The 1,715-nt window shown below is 74.9% G+C and carries 1 protein-coding gene and 1 pseudogene; both read right to left on the bottom strand.

The features are described 5' to 3' along the window. Positions 1-206, bottom strand: a pseudogene (locus ACIPLC_RS26975) (hypothetical protein); the annotation flags it as partial. A 432-nt stretch (positions 207-638) separates the two neighbouring features. Further along, on the bottom strand, positions 639-1,526 hold the full coding sequence (locus ACIPLC_RS26980) for a hypothetical protein (RefSeq protein ID WP_363626019.1): 888 nt from the start codon (positions 1,524-1,526) through the stop codon (positions 639-641). Positions 1,527-1,715: the final 189 nt, after the last annotated feature.

Here is a 1,715-nt window from a genome sequence, read left to right on the forward strand (position 1 = left end):
GCCGCACTCACCCCCTCCAACGCCGCCTCCCACGTCCCCTCGTCATGCCAGTCGAACGCCACCGCCCCCGACCGCGACCCCACCCGCACCCCGTACCCCAACACCGACAACCGATCCGCCACCCGCCGACCGGTCTTACCCGTCCCACCCACCACCAGCACCACACCAGCACCGACCGGAAGATCCACAACACCCTTGGCAACCACAGCAGCCACCCCATTCGGAGAAGAAGTCGACGAAACCAGCGGACCCGGGCGGTTCTGCGAACCCTGCGAGCCCGTCCTCATGTCCACCAGTCAAATCCACTCCGAGCCGGCGAACCATAGCCTCCACACTCACATCCATGCGCGAGCGTCTACCGTCCTCCGGCGTGCCCCGACACCAGGTCCTGTCCGGCCGGACAGGACCTGGGCGGGTCTGCTTCGCCATCCACCAGAACACACCCAACCCGCCACGAACCACCCGCCTTGAGGCGGCCTCCAGTGGATCTCCAGCGCCCGCACACCGCCCCCACACCCCGGCCCGGGCCACCGCAAACGGAAGGGTGCGCGTCGGGTGGGGCGGGAGGCGGACCCGGAGTCCAGGCCGGACGCGCACCCGGGCGGGCAGGTGGCCGGCATCGGTGAGCCGTCGGCGGCTCAGGGCAGCAGCAGGCCCGGGACGAGGACCAGGCCGACCAGGCCCGCGACCAGGGTCGGCAGGCCGGTGACGCCCATCCACACCAGGTGGCCGGCGAGCCCGCCCGGCGTGTCCGCCGAGAGGCGGCCGGGGACGACGAGGACCGTGCGGGGCCGCGCCACGTCCTGGACGTCGGCGGCGCTGCACTCGTGCCGCTGCGCCGTGCCGAGCTGGTCGGTCACCCGGTAGGTGTACCGGAGCGTGCGCCGGGTGCTGCGGGAGTGGCCGTGGACGTCGTGCACCCTGTACTCCCCGAGGTAGGAGCCGGTGAACTCCGCCGGGCGGAGCTCGCCGAGTGCCTGCTGCTGGCGCCAGTACCGCAGCTGCCAGGGCAGGTTCGCCGCCCAGGCGGCGCTCACCCACCAGGCGGCGAAGCCGGCCCAGACGAACCCGGCCCGCACGGGGTGGCCGAGCAGGGCCAGGGCGACGGACTCGGTGAGGCAGCCGGCGAACAGCGCGAGGAGGCCGAGCTGCCAGCCGGCGGGCCGCAGCGGCCTGGGCCGCCGGAACGGTTCGACGCGGATCCGCGTCGGGTCGGCCGGAGCCTCGGCGAGCCGTTTCAGCCGTTGCGCGTTGATGGCGTCGGCGAACGCCTGGGCCTTGGCATCGGTCGTGCCCAGGCGGAACTCGGAGCGCTCGCCGCGCCCCGGCGGGTCGACCTCGACGCACAGGTCCCAGAGCACGCCCCGGCCGGGAACGGCGTGCACCCGGCGGATCCGGCCGTAGGGGATGTGGAAGGCCTCCGGTTCCTCCTGCCACACCAGCGCGGATCCGGTCATCCGCACCGAGCGCCGGCCGAACCAGGTGCGGAGTTCCCTCGGCGGTGCGAGTACTGCCTGCCCGGCCATCGCTGTTCTCGTGCTCCCCCGTGACGTGATCTCGGCCGCGTGATCATATAGCCGCGGCGGCCCCCCGACGGCCGTGGCGGCGGGGCCCCCCCGCCGCCCCCCCCCCCCGCGGCGGGGGGGGGCACCCCCCCCCCGCCGCCCCGGCCGGGGGCCGCGGACGCCCCCGGGCGCGGGGGAGCGGGGGGGGCG

Origin of the sequence: Kitasatospora sp. NPDC086801, from assembly GCF_044745805.1 — a bacterium.
GTDB lineage: Bacteria > Actinomycetota > Actinomycetes > Streptomycetales > Streptomycetaceae > Kitasatospora.

What these genes read in the sequence shown, in the direction of transcription:
- ACIPLC_RS26980 (WP_363626019.1), bottom strand. Translation starts at nt 1,526, where the DNA reads ATGGCCGGGCAGGCAGTACTCGCACCGCCGAGGGAACTCCGCACCTGG.